This window comes from Allobosea sp. RAF48, from assembly GCF_052114025.1.
Taxonomy (GTDB): Bacteria; Pseudomonadota; Alphaproteobacteria; order Rhizobiales; family Beijerinckiaceae; genus Allobosea.
The window spans coordinates 95,892-111,578 of the sequence record NZ_JBFRDZ010000005.1; the positions used below are offsets into that span (position 1 = coordinate 95,892).

Consider the following 15,687-nt stretch of genomic DNA (forward strand, 5'->3'; position numbering starts at 1 on the left):
CGGTCCAAGACCGGAGCAAAGTCGTCAGGCAGCCGTGGCCTTCATCGCCGGCGGCCAATTGTGGGTCTCGCCCTTGCGGCGGGATGCCCAGGCGTAGAGCGCATCGTAGATGATGAAGCCGCGCTTCAACACCTCGTGATCGTCCGGGGAGAGATCGCGAAGCCCCATCGAGATTGCCAGCAATCCTGCCGATTGCGGCGTGAGATCGTGCCGGTCCGTATCGGCGCCGCGAACGATCGCGGCAATCGTGGCGATGGCCGGATCCTTGGCCAGATCATGCTTCTCGACGAAGGCATCGAAGCTGCATCCCTCGCCGAAATGCGTGTATTCGACACCGGGTACGTCATAGGGAATGGCGCCGCTTTCCTCGGCCACCTTCCTGACCTGATCCGGCGGCACGAACAGGAACTCCGGCTCCTTGTCGATGAACCGCGTGATCAGCCAGGGACAGGCGATCCGATCGATGACGGGGCGCTCGCGCGTGACCCATTTCATGGCGTAGGCCTCCCTTCAGCGGTGATGAGCGGAACGGTTGGGGCGCCGATCGCATGCCAGGCGGCAATGCCGCCTGCGAGCGAGCGGGCATCGAGGCCGCGACGGCGAAGTTCGGCGACGGCGTCGCCACTGACCTGGAAGCCGTAGACGCAGTAGGCGACGATCGGCTTGTCCTTCGGCAGGTCCCCGGCCCAATCGGCGATCTGTTCTGGCGCGCGCAGTTGCGCCCCCGGGATCATGTCGCCGCGGTTCGCCAAATCCTCCGCGAGGCAGACGTCCAGCAGGACGAAATCGTCCTGGCGCTGCAAGCGAGCCAGCAAATCCTCCGCGGCTACGGTGTCTCCGGGAACGTCGGCGGCAGCTAAGCCGACCGCGCGTCGGTTCAAGGCGAGCCGCTGGAACCGAGCGCCAACCCGCTCCCAATGGATGTTCTTCATGAAGGCGTCGACATAGGCTCCGGCTTTAGCCCCGAAATCGATGTGATAGGCGTGCTCGTACATATCGAGCGCCATGATCGGGATACTGCCGGCGAGGTAGCTCGTGTGATCCTGCCCCCATTGGATCATCAGGCGTTCGTGACGCTCGGACCAGACCAGCAAGGTCCACCCCGAGCCGCCGGCTTGTGCCTTCGCGCAGGCCGAGAATTTCGAGCGCCAACCGGCGACACTGCCAAAATCCCGCTCCAGCGCCAGCGCGAGGTCGCCCGCGGCATCGCCGGTGCCGCCGAGCCCGTCGAAATAGATCTCATGCAGGATCGCCGAATTGGCGGCGACGAGTTCCTCCCGCTTGAGGCCGTTAATGTCGAACACCGGCGTCTGGCTCCAGTCAAGCTCGTCGAGGCGGCGCTCGATGGCGTTGAGGCGTCGCACGGCGCCTCCGTAATTGTTCTCGTAATGGCTCGCCAGAAGCCGCTCGGAGAGCCCGTCAAGGCGCGGCGGCTTGAACGGCAAGGGCATGATCCGATGCATGGCACCCTCTCCAGGATACGCAATGACCGGACACTACGCCCGAATCAAAAATGATACAAGTGTTGCTTTTTATATTTCGAATGATACGGTACGAACATGAGTGACGATGCGAATTCCGCGGAGCAGCGCTGGCTCCTGCTGATCCACCAGTTGCCGAGCAAGCCGGCGTATTTCCGGGTGAAGATCTGGCGGCGCCTGCAAGGGATCGGCTCCGTCGCGGTGAAGAGCACGGTCTATGCCCTGCCCGCGAATGCCGAAACTCAGGAGGATTTCGAGTGGCTGCTGAAGGAGATCGTTGAAGGCGGCGGCGAGGCCATGATCTGCGAAGCGCGTCTGATCGACGGCCTCTCGGACAGCCAGGCCAGGGCTCTCTTCGACGCGACACGCGATGAAGATTACGAGGAAATCTCCAAGGAGGCGCGCGCTCTTTCCGCCCGGCTCACGGCAACCGCCACGCCCGAGGACAAGGCGGAAGCTCGCTCGCAAACCGGTCGTCTGCGGAAACGGCTCGCAGACGTCGCCGCCATCGACTTCTTCGGAGCGACCGGCCGCCTTTCGGCCGAGAGCCTGGTCGCCGAGATCGAGCGCAGGCTTGCAGAGGATGCCCATATGACGACGCCGTCGCCGGAAACACCGACGCGAACTGCAGCCGACCTCAAGGGCCATGTCTGGGTGACGCGCAAGGGCGTGCATGTCGACCGGATCGCCTGTAGCTGGCTGATCCGCCGCTTCATCGATCCCAGTGCCGTCATCCGCTTCGTTCCGGGCAAGGGATACGAGCCCGAACCAGGAGAGCTGCGCTTCGACATGTTCGAAGGCGAGATCACGCATGAGGGCGATCATTGCAGCTTCGAAGTCCTGCTCTCTCGCAGCGGCATCACCGATGCGGCGCTCCAGGCCGTTTCCGAGATCGTCCACGACATCGATTTGAAGGACGGCAAATTCGGGCGCGAGGAAACGACAGGCATTGCGAGCCTGATTTCGGGCGTCTGCACCGCATACCCTCAGGACGAAGAACGCATTGCGCAAGGCGCGGCTGTCTTCGACAACCTCTATCAATACTTCAGGTCGAAGCGCGCCTGACGACCGGGGAATGTGATGAACAAGAGCGAGACCATCGACGCTGCGCCTCCCAATCGGAGCGCCGAGCCCGACCATGGGATTTCATTCGGTGAGGCCCTGCGCGTCTGGGCGCGGGTCGCGGCGCTCAGCTTCGGCGGCCCTGCCGGGCAGATCGCGGTGATGCACCGCATCATCGTGGAGGAGAAGCGCTGGATCGGCGAGACGCGGTTCCTGCATGCGCTTAACTACTGCACCTTGCTTCCCGGGCCGGAAGCGCAGCAACTGGCCGTCTATATCGGCTGGCTCCTGCACAAGACCAAGGGCGGCCTCGTCGCCGGAACCCTGTTCGTGCTTCCCGGCCTCATTGCCATCATGGCGCTGAGCTGGATCTACGCCATCTTCGGCAATGTCGGGAGTGTGCAGGCGCTGTTCTTCGGGTTGAAGGCGGCGGTGCTGGCGATCGTGCTCGAAGCCGTGCTCCGGATCGGCCGGCGCTCCCTCAAGAACGGAGTGATGATCGGCCTCGCCGCGGCCGCCTTCCTCGCCCTGGCGCTCTTCCATGCCCCCTTCCCGCTTGTCGTTCTTGTAGCGGGCCTGATCGGCTATGTCGGCGGCCGCGCCGGCTGGTCCGCTTTCCGGGTCGGAGGCGGTCACGGCAAGGTCGGAGCCAAGCAGGTCGCCGACATCGATTCAGCGCTCGGCGATGGCATTCCGGCACATGCCAGGCCGCCGCTGAGTTGGTCTTTGAAGGTCGCCGCCATCGGCTTCTTCCTCTGGTTCGCTCCGATCGTCGCCTTGCTGGCGACGCTCGGCCGAGGCGACGTGTTCACCGAGATTTCCATCTTCTTTTCCAAGATGGCGATGGTCACCTTCGGCGGGGCCTATTCGGTCCTGTCCTATGTCGCCCAGCAGGCGGTCGAGCATTACGGCTGGCTGAAGCCGGGTGAGATGCTGGACGGCCTCGGCATGGCCGAAACCACGCCCGGGCCGCTGATCATGGTCACGCAGTTCGTCGGCTTCATGGGGGCCTACCGTGCGCCGGGCTCGCTGAATCCGCTGCTGGCCGGCACGCTCGGCGGATTGCTGACGACCTGGGTGACCTTCGTTCCCTGCTTCCTCTGGATCTTCCTGGGCGCGCCGTTCATGGAGACAATGCGCAACAACAGGGCGCTTTCCGCCGCTCTTGGGGCGATCACGGCCGCCGTCGTCGGCGTCATCCTGAACCTGTCGATCTGGTTCTCGCTGCACGTCCTGTTCGCCGAAGTCCGACAAATCCGCGCCTATGGCTTGGAACTCGACGTGCCGGTCCTGAGCACGGTCAACGTCGCCTCGCTGCTGTTGACGCTGGCCGCCATGATCGCCGTGTTCCGCTTCAAGGTCGGGATGATCAAGGTCATCGCAGCATGTTCAGCGGCCGGGTTGCTCTACGGGATGCTGCACGGGCTCACCTGACGGAAATATTACCCGTCGACAGCACCAAGTATCGGAGCGTGTTCAGCCGGATCGCGCCCGCCGCCCAGCGCGGTTGCGCAGCATCCGCAACCCGTCAAGTCCTCCAGCCGGTCCGTAACAGTTACACGCTTCTGATGATCGGCCGAATGCTGTTCGATAGCCGCCCCGATGATGCGTGCGCGAGGCGTGTGATGACTCGTTCCACCGGACCTTTCCCACTCGCGACGAGGCGTGACGCTCTCGTCACGGCTCTGATTGCCTCGGTGGCGATGGCCACTGGCACCAGCCCCGTCACGGCCCAGACCGATCCGCTGCCCTCCTGGAATGACGGGAACGCCAAGCAGGCCATCAAGACCTTCGTCGAGAAGGTCACACGGCAAGGCGGCCCGGATTTCGTCCCGGTGGCCGAGCGGATTGCCACCTTCGACAATGATGGAACGCTCTGGTCGGAGCAGCCGCTCTATTTCCAGGGCATGTTCCTGCTGGACCGGATCAAGGCGCTCGCGCCCGGCAGGCCGGAATGGCAGACGCAGGAACCCTTCAAGTCCCTGCTCGCCGGAGACCTGAAAGCCGTCACGGCAAGCGGAACCAGGGGAATCGAAGAGCTCGTCCTGGCGACCCATGCGGGGATGGACAGCGCCGAGTTCGAGCGGATCGTCAAGGAGTGGATGGCGACAGCGCGGCATCCGAAGTTCAACCGCCCCTATAACCAGCTCGTCTACAAGCCGATGGTCGAGCTGCTGGCCTATCTGCGGGCAAACGGCTTCAAGACCTATATCGTCTCCGGGGGCGGGGTAGAGTTCATGCGGCCCTGGGTCGAAGCAGCCTATGGCATTCCGCCCGAACAGGTCGTCGGGTCCGGCATCAAGCTCAAATATGAACTCGTCGGCGACAAGCCGGAGCTGCAGCGGCTGGCCGAGGTGGATTTCATCGACGACGGTCCTGGCAAGCCCGTCGGCATTGCCAAGTTCATCGGCCAGCGCCCCGTCTTCGCCGCCGGCAACTCTGACGGCGACTTGCAGATGCTCCAATGGACGACCCTCAACACGGGTCAGCGCTTCGCACTCATCGTGCACCACACCGACGCCGAGCGCGAATTCGCCTACGATCGGCAGTCCCAGGTCGGGTGGCTCGACAAGGCCCTCGATGAAGCTCCGTCGCGCGGATGGCTGGTCGTCGACATGCGCAACGACTGGAAGACGATATACGGCCCGTAGCAGATGCGAAGGCAAAGCCGCCGATCTTCAATCCGCGGGAGCACGGCGGCAAAATGTGCCGGCGGCCATTTCGATCTGCCGCTCGGCTCGGTGACGTTCGCGACATAATGAAATCGGCCGGGTAGAAGCCGTGCTTGACTAGGCCTGCCCTCCTGCCCGGTCACGATGACGGCGAGAGCTCTGGACGCAAGGCGGCCTGCAATACTCCTGCCTCCCGGCGAAGGGCCGATGCCGGAACAATGGCAAGGCGCCTTTGCGCCGACTGCGCCGAAAATCTTCAGCCCGGTTCGCTCAGCCGAGCGCGCTTCGGAACGGCATACCCGCCTGCGCTCCCGGTGCGAGGCAGGAGAGAGCGGCGGCGCGGCAGCCGAGGTCGAGCGCCTGCTGGAGATCCAAGCCCTCATCGAGAGCAGCCGCGATCGCGCCGACGAAGGTGTCGCCGGCGCCTGTCGTATCGACCGGTTCGATACGCGGAGCGGGCACGTGGAACGTTTCGCCCTCCGGCGTGTACGCGAAGGCGCCCTCGGCACCGGCCGTGACGATGCAGCGCGTCGCGGTGCCCGCGATCAGGCCCGCGATCTCGCCGCCCGGTTTCCCGAGAATGGCGGCGATATCGGCGGCCTCGTGCTCGTTGACGATCAGGACATCGCTGGCGGCGAGCAACGCCGCCGCATCCGCCGCCGGGAAGCCGTCCGGCACCGGCGCGCAGTTCCAGATGACGCGCCCGCCCGATTGCCGGACGCGCCGCGCAAGCGCCAGCGACTGTGCGAAGGGCACCTCCATCTGCAGCACAAGCGTCGTGCCGGCGGTCAACAGCGCCTCCGGCACGTCGTCCGCGCTGGGCTCGAGATTGGCGCCGCTGGCGACGGTGATCGCATTCTCCGCGTGCGCATCGACGGTGATGAAGGCGCAGCCTGTCGGAGCCGCGCCGGCGCCCACCAGATCGGTCCCGACGCCGTTGGCGACGAGGTTGTCGATCGACTCGCGGCCGAAGCCGTCATCGCCGACGCGGGCCGCCATGGCGACCCGGCCGGGCGCAGCCAAGCGCGCTGCGGCAACGGCCTGGTTCGCTCCCTTGCCGCCGAAATGGCGCTCATAGGACGGAGCGAGCACCGTCTTGCCCGGTCCCGGAATGGTCGCGACCCGCGCGACCAAATCGACATTGATCGATCCGAAGACCAGGATCATCGGGCCCTACCCTCGTTTCAGCCTTCGGCATCCATCTGATGCAGCTTCTCGACACGGCGGCGGAAATCCTCGTCGGTCGAGAACTCGGCGGAGAGATAGGACGAAATCAGATCGCTGGCGAGCCAGGGGCCGACGATCTTGGCGCCGATACACATGACATTGACGTCGTCATGCTCGACGCTCTGATGGGCGGAGTGGATATCGTGGCAAACCGCGGCGCGGATGCCCTTCATCTTGTTGGCGGCGATCGAGGCGCCGACGCCGGTGCCGCAGACCATGATGCCGCGCTCGGCCTCGCCGGACGTGACCTTGCGGGCGACTTCGCGGGCGATGTCGGGGAAATCGACCGGCTTGTCGTCATGGGAGCCGACATCGATGACCTCGTGGCCCAGCGATTTGATGTGGTCGATGACGTGCTGCTTGAGGGACCAGCCGGCATGGTCGGAGCCGATGACGAGGCGCATGGGAGTTCCTGTTGGTTAGAGCGAAGCGCCGGCGCCCTTGTCGGGCGCCGGCGAGGAATGGATCAGCCGCGCATGTTCGCGGGCAGTTCGGTGCCGTGGAACTTCTTGTAGATCGCGTTGAGCTTGCCGTTCTTGAGGTTCTGCTCGACCCAGGCGTCGAGCTTCTCGAGCAGCTTGGGCTCGCCCTTCTTCACGCCGACGGCGAGATCGAAGTTGGTGATCGAGACCTTCGGCTCGAAGGGACGCGCAGGCGCCTTGACGCCGATCTGCGAGACGATCGTCGCCGAGGTGGCGACACAGTCGGCCTGGCCGGAGATGGCGGCGGTGACCATCGTCGCATCGTCCTCGAAGCGGGCGAGCTTGAGGTCGCGCTCCTTCATGTTGGTCAGCGTCGTGTCCTGCGTGGTGCCGCGCGAGACCGCGATCGTCTTGCCCTTCAGATCGTCCCAGCTCTTCACATCGAGGGATTTCAGGCAGCCCACGACCGACTGCAGCGCGGCATAGGGCTTGGAGAAATCGATGACCTTGGCGCGCTCGGGCGTGACCGAGAGCGTCGAGATGATGATGTCGGCCTTGTTGGTCTGGACGTTGGGGATGCGGGTAGCGCCGGTCGTCTGGACGAATTCGAGCTGCAGGCCCCAATCCTTGGCGAGGAGCTCGGCGGTCTCGACATCCGAGCCGGTCGGCTTCATCGCGCCGTCGATCATGCCGGACGGCGGGATCGCGAGATCGGTCGCGATGCGGATCTTGCCGGCCTTCATGATGTCGTCGAGCATGTCGGCGCGGGCGGCCTGGCCGGCGCAGCCGAGCGCCGCCGTGCCGAGCAAGGCAATCGTGAGAAAGCGTTTCATCCTTGGTTTTCCTTCCCTTTTTGGTCGTTAGAGCCCGGTTCCGACGAACTGGGCGAGTTCCGGCGTGGCCGGTGCCGACAGGATCGAGGCACTTCCGGCCTCGTGAACCCTGCCCGCGTGCATGAACACCACCTGATCGGCGATGCCCCGTGCGAACCCCATCTCATGGGTGACCATGACCATGGTCATGCCGTCGGCAGCGAGCTGCTCGATGACCTTGAGCACCTCGCCGGTCAGCTCCGGATCGAGCGCGGAGGTGACCTCGTCGAACAGCATCACCTTGGGCTGCATGGCGAGCGAGCGGGCGATCGCCGCGCGCTGCTGCTGCCCGCCGGAAAGCTGCTCGGGATAGGCGTCGAGCTTTTCGGACAAGCCCACCTTCGCCAGCATCACCTTGGCGAGCTCTCGGGCCTCGGCCTTCTTCATGCCCTTCACCGAAACCGGCGCCAGCGTGATGTTCTGCTCGATGGTGAGATGCGGGAACAGGTTGTAGCTCTGGAAGACGATGCCGACATCCTGCCGCAGCGCCCTGAGATCGATATCGACAGCGTCGACCCGGTGATCGCAGACGCGGATCTCGCCGGAATCGATCTTCTCGAAGCGGTCGATGCAGCGCAGCGCGGTGCTTTTGCCGGAGCCGGAGCGGCCGATCAGCACCAGCACGTCCCCGCGCGCGACCGTGAAGCTGACGCCGTCCAGCACCTTGAGGGTGCCGAAGCTCTTATGGACCTTGTCGAGGACGACGATGGGACGTTCAGCGGTGGGACGTTCCTTGCTCATGGCTTTGAGTCTCGTCAGGCCGGCATCAGCTTCGCGCGGCCGACGCCCATGCGGCGTTCGAGACGCCGGCTTAGGAGCGAGATCGGGAAGCAGAGCGCGAAGTAGATCAGGGCGATGATCGCGTAGATCAGGAAGGGTTCGAACAGCGAGTTGTTGATGATCTGGCCGGAGCGGGCGAGCTCGACGAAGCCGACGACAGAGGCCAGCGAGGTGTTCTTGATGATCTGCACCATGAAGCCGACCGTCGGCGGCGTCGCGATGCGCATGGCCTGGGGCAGGATGACCTTGAGCATACGCTGCGCGCGGCTCAGCCCCAGCCCTTCGGCCGCCTCCCATTGCGGGCGCGGCACGGCCTGAATGCAGCCGCGCCAGATCTCGCCGAAATAGGCGCCGACATAGATCGTCAGCGAAGCGCCGGCCGCCCAGAGCGGCGTGATCGCGAAGCCGAGTGCCGAGAGCCCGAAATAGCCGAGGAACATGATCACCAGCAGCGGCGTGCCCTGGACGAGCTGCACATAGGCGCCGCTGATCAATCGCACCGCCTTGCTCGGCGACACCCGGGCAAGCGCGATCAGGAAGCCGACGAGCCCGCCGCCGATCAGCGCGATAGCCGACAGCCCGATGGTCCAGAGCGCGCCCTGGCCGAGAAAGAAGAGATGGTTCGCGTTCAGGGAGCCGCCCATGACGATCCTCTAGAGCGGCGTGCCGAGGCGCCGGCGGCGCGGGAAGAGGACGAGCCCGAGCGCCCAGAAGGCAGCGCGCAGGACGACCGAGAGCGCGATGTAGCCGAGCGCGACGAGGATGTAGGTCTCGAAGGCGCGATAGGTGTCGGACTGGACGTAGTTGGCGACTGCCGTCAGCTCCTCGGCCGAAATCTGCGAGGTGACGGAGGAGGCCAGCATCAGCAGCACGAACTGGCTGGTCAGCGAGGGATAGACCTTCTCGACCGCCGGCAGCAGGATGACGTGCCAGTAGATCTGGAAGCGCGAGAGCGCGAGACCTTCCGCCGCCTCGATCTGGCCGGGCGGGATCGACTCGAAGCCGGCCCGCATGATCTCGGCGGTATAGGCGCCGACATTGATCGCAAGCGCCGCCGCCGCGACCGAAAAGGCCGAGAATTTCAAGCCGATGCTGGCGAGGCCGAAATAGACGAGGAAGATCTGGACGAGCAGCGGCGTGTTGCGGATCGTCTCGACATAGCCGGCGCAAAGCCCGGCAATGAAGCGGTTGCTGCTGCCGCGGCCGATGGCGCAGAATGTGCCGATCGCGCCTCCGATCAGGATCGCCATGAAGGCGAGCTGCAGCGTCATCACCGCACCGTCGAGGAAGAGCGGCCAGCGCTCCAGAACGACGGAGAAGTCGAGGTCGAGACCCATCGCCGCCGTCAGGCCCGGTTCGTCATGCGGTCATAGACGCGAAAGAGCGCCTGATTGCCGTTGCCGCCTTCGCCATGGGCGCGCGCCTCGATGTATTGGCTGGTGACGAGCGCGGTGCCCGGCAGCGGCACAGAGAGCGCCTGCGCCTGCTCCTGCACGAGGCGAAGATCCTTCAGCATCAGGTCGATGCGGAAGCCCGCCCCGGCATCGCCGGCGATCATGGCGGGGCCGAGCTTCTCGAGCATCCAGGACGCCGCCGAGCCTCCGAGCAGCACGCTGCGCATCTGCTCGAGATCGACGCCCGAGGCGCGGCCGAGCGCGATCGCCTCGCAGACCGCCTGGATGTTGATGCCGCAGATCAGCTGGTTGCAGAGCTTCACCGCCTGGCCGGCCCCCGGAGCGCCGACATGGGTAATGGTCGTGCCCATGCCGCGGAAGAAGGGTTCGGCCCTGGCGAAGGCGGCGGCGTCACCGCCCGCCATGATCGTCAGCGTCGCGTTCTTGGCGCCGATCGGGCCGCCGGAGACCGGCGCATCGATGAAGTCGGTGCTCGCAGCCTTGAGGTCGGCATGGATCCTGCGGACGGCGACCGGCGAGATCGTGCTCATGTCGACGATCAGGCGGCCGCGCGGCGGCGAGGCCAGGAGACCACCCTCGCCATAGACGACATCCTCGACCTGCGGCGTGTCCGGCAGCATGGTGATCGCGATATCGGCCTCGGCCGCAGCCTCGGCCGGGCTCTTCGCCGGCTTTGCGCCTTCCGCCGCCAGCGTCGCAACCGCATCCCCAACGATATCGAAGACGGTGACCTTGTGCCCGGCCTTCAGAAGATTGCGCGCCATCTCCCGGCCCATCGTGCCGAGGCCGATGAAGCCGACGCTGCCCGTCTGGTTCTGTCCCATGCTCTGTTCTCTCGGCATTGTCTCTGGAAACCGGAGCCTCAGGCCCCCTGCGCGCTGCGCGTCTCGGGCCGGTCGCCTTCGCCGGTGACGGCGCGGCGGCGGTACTCGTCGCCGATCGCGAAATGGCGCCGCAGCGTCACCTCCGCACGATCCGGATCGCGCCCGACGATGGTGTCGAAGACGCGCTTGTGGTCGTCGATCAGGTAGCTCTTCATCGAGCCGAACTGCTGGACGAGCTCGCGGCGGCTGCGATGCGAGCGCGCGAGCAGCGTGGACATCGATTCATGCAGCACTGCGAGCGTCGGCGAGCGCGACGCCAGCACGATGGCGCGGTGGAACTCGAAATCGGCCGCACCGCCCGCATCTGCATCGTCGATCGTCTCGCCGATGCGGACGAGCGCGCGCTGCAGCCGCTCGAAATCGGCAATGGTGGCCCGCTCGCAGGCCAGGCGTACGGCCTGGCACTCGATCGCGATGCGGGCCTCCATCACGTCGTCGATGAGGTCGGCCTGCTGGGCCAGGGCGAGCGTGAAGAAGTCCTTCAGCATCGAGGCGTCCGGCCGCTTCACGATGGTGCCGACGCGCTCGCGGATCTCGACGATGCCGAGCATGTGAAGTGCGCGCAGCGCCTCGCGCACGATCGGCCGGCTCACCCCGAGCTGGGCGGCCAGTTCGCGTTCGGCCATGAGCCGCTCGCCCTGCTTCAGCGTGCCGTCGAGCAGCCGCTCCCGCAGATAGGCGAAGACGCGCTCGAACCCCGACGCGCTGTCGGTACCTTGAGCATCCATCCCTGAAACCATTCTTCTTCGTTCTGGTAAGACCAGTACGATGACCAGCATGAAAGGTCAATCGGGGGGCGCAATGACGAAAGGGGCGCCCGGCGAGCAGTGGCGCAAAGCTCAGCGCACCGGCGTTCGCGAAGCCTTCATCCTCAGCCGGGCCAGCCCGCTCCGGGCGCTGCTCGCGCTGGCCGTGATGGGCCTCTCGCTCACGGCGCGGTCGCGGGTCGTCTCGGCCCCCTCTGCATCCGGCGCTGAAACGGCTTCCGTCCGATGGTCCGGGCGTGGCATGCAGGGCGCAGCGTTTCCGCCCTTCACCGCCTGCTCGAGATTCCGCCATGTCCCAGACCTCCATCTCCTTCGGCCTGATCGGCGCCGGCATCATGGGCGAGCGCATGCTGCGCGCGGCGCTGGACCAGCCGGCGACGGCCCTGCGCGTCTCCGGCATCTGGGACCCTTCCGCCGAAGCCATGGAGCGGATCGCCGCTGCCCTGCCCGCAGTGGCGCAGCAGCCGGACGCCGCTGCCCTGATCGCGGCGAGCGATTGCGTCTACATCGCCTCGCCGCCCTCCTCCCATCTCGCCCATGCCCGCGCGGCGCTCGCCGCCGGCAAGGCAGTGTTTTGCGAGAAGCCGCTTGCCGTCGATCTCGCGGATGCGCGCGCCTTCGTCGCGGAGGCAGGAGAACGCGGCGCGGTGAACTTCCCCTTTGCCTCCTCGCCCGCCGTGGCACGCTTGCGGGACTGGATCGCCTCCGGCGTGGTCGGCACGCCCGAGCGCATCTCGATCGAGGTCGCCTTCGCGACCTGGCCGCGCTCCTGGCAGGTCGATGCGGCCGGTTGGCTCGACGGCCCCGCGCAGGGCGGCTTCACCCGCGAGGTCGTCTCGCATTTCCTTTTCCTGACCCGGCGCATCGCCGGCCCCTTCGCCGACCTTGCCGCCAAGGCCAGCTTCCCCGAAGCCGGCAAGAGCGAACGCCGCATCGAGGCGACGCTGACCGCAGGCGCCCTGCCCGTCACCCTGACCGGCAGCGTCGGCACGACCGCCAAGGACGACCACAACGTCTGGACACTGGAAGGCAACAAGGGCGCGGTGCGGCTCTGCGACTGGTCGCATGCCGAGCGCCGTCGCCCCGACGGCAGCTGGGAGCGCGACCCGGAGGCGCTCTCCCAGAACGAGGCTCGGCCCCTGGCGCTGCGCCGCCAGCTCGAAGGCGTGGCGAAGCTCACGCGCGGCGAGAAGCACCACCTTGCAACGCTGCGCGAAGCGTTCGATGTGCAGGAAATCGTCGAAACGATCCTGAAGAGCGCCTGACGCGCCCATCGGACGGTGGCGGCGCCCCGGCCTCATTCCGGCGCCGCCTGAATTGGCATAAATTTGCGGCGGAAGGGCCAGGAATCCGGTCCGCGAGATTATTTTACTCCCTGACCCTGAGAATACAGCAAAACACCCTATCTGATGTGAATTGAGCTGCAGCCCGCTCGTAGCGTAAAATCCCTGTTCGAAAGACCGAACGGGGATGGGTATTGCTGTGGCGATTCTGGACGTCATCGATCGACAGGGCCTGAGCCATCACAATGGGTCGTCGCCGACGCTCGCGGAGGCCACGTGATGGCCGCCACGACGAAACGCGTCCCGCTGCCGGCAATCCTGCTCGCCAACGACCTTCTCGACGGCGATGTCATCTTCGCCGCAGCCGGCGATGCCGGAGCCCTCATCTGGACGCGCGATCCAGCGCCGGCCCTCGTCGCCGCCGACGAGGCGGCGGCGGAGCGGCTGGAGGCCTTCGCTGCCGCCGAGCTGCGCGGCAACAAGGTCGTCGACGCCTATCTCGTCGACGTGTCGATCGAGAGCGGCCACCCGGTTCCGCGCCATTTCCGCGAGCGTTTCAAGACGCTCGGCCCCAGCAATCGTCCCGATCTCGGCAAGCAGGCCGGTGAAGGCATCGCCTCCGCGCCGAAGGGCTGATCCATGTATCGTTACGACGAATTCGACGAGCGTTTCGTCCGGGAGCGGGTGGCGCAGTTCACCGACCAGGTCGCGCGCCGGCTCGATGGCTCTCTGACCGAGGACGAGTTCAAGCCACTGCGGCTCAAGAACGGCGTCTATCTCCAGCTCCACGCCTATATGCTGCGGATCGCCGTTCCCTACGGCACGCTGAACTCCCGGCAGCTGCGCCAGCTGGCCCTGATCGGCGAGCGCTATGACCGCGGCTACGGCCATTTCACCACGCGCCAGAATCTGCAGTTCAACTGGCCGAAGCTGCGCGACATCCCGGCGATCCTCGGCCTGCTCGCCGATGTCGAGATGCATTGCATCCAGACCTCGGGCAACTGCATCCGCAACGTCACCGCCGACCACTTCGCCGGCGTGGCGCAGGACGAGATCGAGGATCCGCGCCCGACCGCCGAGCTGATCCGGCAATGGTCCTCGGCCCATCCCGAGTTCAGCTACCTGCCGCGCAAGTTCAAGATCGCTGTGACCGGCGCCGAACACGACCGGGCCGTGACCAAGGCACACGACATCGGGCTCAGGCTCCGTCGCCACCCCGATACACATGAGGTCTGCTACGAGGTCAGCGTCGGCGGCGGGCTCGGCCGCACGCCGATGATCGGCAAGGTGGTGCGCGACTACCTGCCGAAGCAGGACCTGCTCGCCTATCTCGAAGCGGTCATGCGGGTCTACAATCTCGAAGGCCGGCGCGACAACAAGTACAAGGCCCGCGTCAAGATCCTCGTCCACGAGATCGGCGCCGAGGAGTTCACCCGCCGGGTCGAAGCCGAGTTCGCCGAGCTCAACGGTCCTTCGATCAATGCAGATCCCGACGAAGTCGCGCGGATCGCCGCCTATTTCGCACCGCCGCGCTACGAGGCGCTGCCGCCCGTCAGCAACACGCTGGAGGCGGCCAAAGCCGCGAACCCGGCCTTCGCCCGCTGGGTCGAGGTCAACACCCACAAGCACAAGGCGCCCGGATATACGGCGCTGACGATCTCCCTGAAGCCGCTCGGCCAGGCGCCGGGCGACGCGAGCAGCGAGCAGATGCGCCTCGTCGCCGATCTGGCCGAGCGCTACTCCTTCGACGAGCTGCGCGTGACCCATGCGCAGAACCTCGTGCTGCCGCATGTGCGTCAGCGCGACCTCCCCGCAATCTGGCAGAAGCTCGGGGAAGCGGGTCTGGCGGAGGCCAATATCGGCCTCGTCACCGACATCATCGCCTGCCCCGGCCTCGACTACTGCGCGCTGGCGACGGCCCGCTCGATCCCGATCGCACAGGCGATCCAGCAGCGTTTCGCCGATGCAGCGCGCCAGCGCGAGATCGGCCCGCTCGGCATCAAGATCTCCGGCTGCATCAACGCCTGCGGCCACCACCATGTCGGCCATATCGGCATTCTCGGCCTGGAGAAGCGCGGCATCGAATCCTATCAGATCACGCTCGGCGGCGACGCCACCGAGAACGCCGCGATCGGTGAGATCCTCGGTCCCGGCCTCGCTGCCGAGGAAGTGCCGGACGCGATCGAGCGGATCGTCGCCGTCTATCTGACCGAGCGGAGCGAGGGCGAGAGCTTCATCGACAATGTCCGCCGTATCGGCCTTGCGCCGTTCAAGGCCGCGTTCCAGGAGACCGCCCGTGCCGCTGCTTGACCGGAATGGAAGTCGGGAAGATCGCTGGACCCGCAGCGAAGGCGCCGCGATCGGCAACATCCCGGCCGCGCTCGTGCCGTGGGAGGCTCTGGCTGAGGCGCTCGAGGCGCGAACGCCCGATCAGCAGATCGGCGTGATCCTGCCCAACTCCGTCCCCTTCGCCGCGCTCGCGCCGTTCCTGCCACGACTTGCGCTGGTCGCCATCGCCTTTCCCGCCTATTCGGACGGTCGCGGTTTCAGCCTTGCCCGCCAGATCCGGCGCGCCGGCTTCGAAGCTGAAGTCCGCGCCAGCGGCCCCCTGATCGCCGACCAGTTCGCCTATGCCCTTTCCTGCGGCTTCGACACCATCGAGCTGCCGGAGGCGAGCGCAGCCCGCCAACCCGCGCCGCAATGGCTGCATGCTCGGGAATCGTTCAGCGCCACCTATCAGCGTGGCTATGGCGAGGCCGGGCGCAACATCCTCGACCAGCGCCGGGCGGCGGCAGCCGCGGCCCCCATCGCGGCGGAGTGAG

At 66.1% G+C, this 15,687-nt stretch carries 17 protein-coding genes; 7 read left to right on the plus strand and 10 right to left on the minus strand.

Annotated features, from left to right (window positions below; all coding sequences use genetic code 11):
- Nucleotides 1-24: 24 nt before the first annotated feature.
- Both AB4Z10_RS11320 and AB4Z10_RS11325 read right to left on the minus strand, forming a co-directional pair.
- The gene (locus AB4Z10_RS11320) at nt 25-495 is read right to left on the minus strand and encodes a chromate resistance protein ChrB domain-containing protein (RefSeq protein WP_441470499.1); all 471 of its coding nucleotides are present in this window, start codon (nt 493-495) and stop codon (nt 25-27) included.
- Nucleotides 492-1,463, minus strand: a complete 972-nt coding sequence (locus AB4Z10_RS11325) for a Fe-Mn family superoxide dismutase (protein WP_441470500.1) — start codon at nt 1,461-1,463, stop codon at nt 492-494. The genes AB4Z10_RS11320 and AB4Z10_RS11325 overlap by 4 nt, the downstream gene beginning before the upstream one ends.
- A 96-nt stretch (nt 1,464-1,559) precedes the next feature.
- Between AB4Z10_RS11325 and AB4Z10_RS11330 the strand changes: the two genes are divergently transcribed.
- The 3 genes from AB4Z10_RS11330 (at nt 1,560) to AB4Z10_RS11340 (ending at nt 5,194) form a co-directional block, all read left to right on the plus strand.
- Entirely contained in the window at nt 1,560-2,546 is a 987-nt protein-coding gene (locus tag AB4Z10_RS11330) for a chromate resistance protein ChrB domain-containing protein (protein WP_441470501.1), read from the plus strand.
- Between the two features lie 15 nt (nt 2,547-2,561).
- A complete protein-coding gene (gene chrA, locus AB4Z10_RS11335) occupies nt 2,562-3,977 on the plus strand; it encodes a chromate efflux transporter (RefSeq protein ID WP_441470502.1) in 1,416 nt (471 codons plus the stop codon).
- A 191-nt stretch (nt 3,978-4,168) separates the two neighbouring features.
- Nucleotides 4,169-5,194, plus strand: coding sequence for an HAD family hydrolase (locus AB4Z10_RS11340; protein WP_441470503.1), 1,026 nt, complete (start codon nt 4,169-4,171; stop codon nt 5,192-5,194).
- Nucleotides 5,195-5,485: 291 nt separating this feature from the next.
- Here the strand turns inward: AB4Z10_RS11340 and AB4Z10_RS11345 are convergent, their stop codons facing one another.
- From AB4Z10_RS11345 to AB4Z10_RS11380, 8 genes are all read right to left on the minus strand, one after another.
- Nucleotides 5,486-6,382, minus strand: a complete 897-nt coding sequence (locus AB4Z10_RS11345; RefSeq protein ID WP_441470504.1) for a ribokinase — start codon at nt 6,380-6,382, stop codon at nt 5,486-5,488.
- A 17-nt stretch (nt 6,383-6,399) separates the two neighbouring features.
- On the minus strand, nt 6,400-6,846 hold the full coding sequence (rpiB, locus tag AB4Z10_RS11350) for a ribose 5-phosphate isomerase B (RefSeq protein WP_441470505.1): 447 nt from the start codon (nt 6,844-6,846) through the stop codon (nt 6,400-6,402).
- Between the two features lie 62 nt (nt 6,847-6,908).
- Nucleotides 6,909-7,697: a transporter substrate-binding domain-containing protein gene (locus AB4Z10_RS11355; RefSeq protein WP_441470506.1), complete on the minus strand. Its 789-nt coding sequence runs from the start codon at nt 7,695-7,697 to the stop codon at nt 6,909-6,911.
- Nucleotides 7,698-7,724: 27 nt separating this feature from the next.
- Nucleotides 7,725-8,477: an amino acid ABC transporter ATP-binding protein gene (locus AB4Z10_RS11360; protein WP_441470507.1), complete on the minus strand. Its 753-nt coding sequence runs from the start codon at nt 8,475-8,477 to the stop codon at nt 7,725-7,727.
- Nucleotides 8,478-8,491: 14 nt separating this feature from the next.
- The gene (locus AB4Z10_RS11365) at nt 8,492-9,160 is read right to left on the minus strand and encodes an amino acid ABC transporter permease (protein ID WP_441470508.1); all 669 of its coding nucleotides are present in this window, start codon (nt 9,158-9,160) and stop codon (nt 8,492-8,494) included.
- A 9-nt stretch (nt 9,161-9,169) separates the two neighbouring features.
- A complete protein-coding gene (locus AB4Z10_RS11370) occupies nt 9,170-9,853 on the minus strand; it encodes an amino acid ABC transporter permease (RefSeq protein WP_441470509.1) in 684 nt (227 codons plus the stop codon).
- An 8-nt stretch (nt 9,854-9,861) separates the two neighbouring features.
- Nucleotides 9,862-10,773, minus strand: a complete 912-nt coding sequence (locus AB4Z10_RS11375) for an NAD(P)-dependent oxidoreductase (RefSeq protein WP_441470510.1) — start codon at nt 10,771-10,773, stop codon at nt 9,862-9,864.
- Between the two features lie 20 nt (nt 10,774-10,793).
- Complete coding sequence (locus AB4Z10_RS11380) at nt 10,794-11,543, minus strand: FadR/GntR family transcriptional regulator (protein ID WP_441470511.1); 750 nt, start codon at nt 11,541-11,543, stop codon at nt 10,794-10,796.
- A gap of 329 nt (nt 11,544-11,872) precedes the next feature.
- On the opposite strand from AB4Z10_RS11380, the gene AB4Z10_RS11385 reads away from it, so the two are divergent.
- The 4 genes from AB4Z10_RS11385 (at nt 11,873) to AB4Z10_RS11400 (ending at nt 15,686) form a co-directional block, all read left to right on the plus strand.
- Nucleotides 11,873-12,847, plus strand: a complete 975-nt coding sequence (locus AB4Z10_RS11385; protein WP_441470512.1) for a Gfo/Idh/MocA family protein — start codon at nt 11,873-11,875, stop codon at nt 12,845-12,847.
- A 297-nt stretch (nt 12,848-13,144) separates the two neighbouring features.
- Nucleotides 13,145-13,501: a DUF2849 domain-containing protein gene (locus AB4Z10_RS11390; RefSeq protein WP_441470513.1), complete on the plus strand. Its 357-nt coding sequence runs from the start codon at nt 13,145-13,147 to the stop codon at nt 13,499-13,501.
- Nucleotides 13,502-13,504: 3 nt separating this feature from the next.
- Nucleotides 13,505-15,175 (plus strand): nitrite/sulfite reductase, encoded by a 1,671-nt coding sequence (locus AB4Z10_RS11395; RefSeq protein WP_441470514.1) that lies wholly within the window; start codon nt 13,505-13,507, stop codon nt 15,173-15,175.
- Nucleotides 15,162-15,686, plus strand: coding sequence for a DUF934 domain-containing protein (locus AB4Z10_RS11400; protein WP_441470515.1), 525 nt, complete (start codon nt 15,162-15,164; stop codon nt 15,684-15,686). The genes AB4Z10_RS11395 and AB4Z10_RS11400 overlap by 14 nt, the downstream gene beginning before the upstream one ends.
- Nucleotide 15,687: the final 1 nt, after the last annotated feature.